The 666-nt window shown below is 67.9% G+C and carries 1 protein-coding gene; it reads right to left on the reverse strand.

What is annotated here, in order from left to right; all coding sequences use genetic code 11:
* Positions 1-648: methionine ABC transporter permease (locus ACXJKJ_RS30775; RefSeq protein ID WP_457395298.1), on the reverse strand; the 648-nt coding region annotated here is incomplete at its 3' end.
* Between the last annotated feature and the right edge of the window lie 18 nt (positions 649-666).

The raw sequence follows: 666 nt of genomic DNA on the forward strand, positions 1-666 counted from the left end.
CTGCAGGGCCTGCACCAGCACCAGCAGCAGCACCACGGTGACCAGCGCCACGTCGGTGTGCGAGCGCTGGTAGCCATCGCGGAACGCCAGGTCGCCCAGACCGCCCGAGCCGATCGCTCCGCCCATCGCGGTGAAGCCGATCAGCGCGATCACGGTAACAGTGGCGCCGGCGATCAGGCCGGGGCGCGCTTCGGGCAGCAATACGCGGGTGACCAGCTGCCAGGTGGTGGCGCCCATCGCCTGGGTGGCTTCGATGACGCCACGGTCGACTTCGCGCAGGGCGGTTTCCACCAGCCGTGCATAGAACGGCGCTGCACCGATCACTAGCGGCACGATCGCCCCGCGCACACCCAGCGAGGTACCCATCATCCACAGCGTGAGCGGAATCAGCACGATCATCAGGATGATGAAGGGCACCGAGCGCAGCAGGTTGACCAACAGCGCCAGCGCGCCGTACAGCACCGGTTTGCGATGCAGCTGCGGCGAGCCGGTAAGGAACAGCAGCACGCCCAGCGGCAGGCCGATGACCAGGGTCAGCGGCAGCGAGCCGCCGAGCATCAGCAGGGTATCCAGCGTGGCCTGGCCGATATCGGCCCACTTGCCCGCATCGAGATGGCGGAAGAAGCCGCCTGCAGCAGCCAGGATCATCGACGCAGCTCCTCGAGG

The sequence above is a fragment of the Roseateles sp. P5_E1 genome, assembly GCF_054049335.1.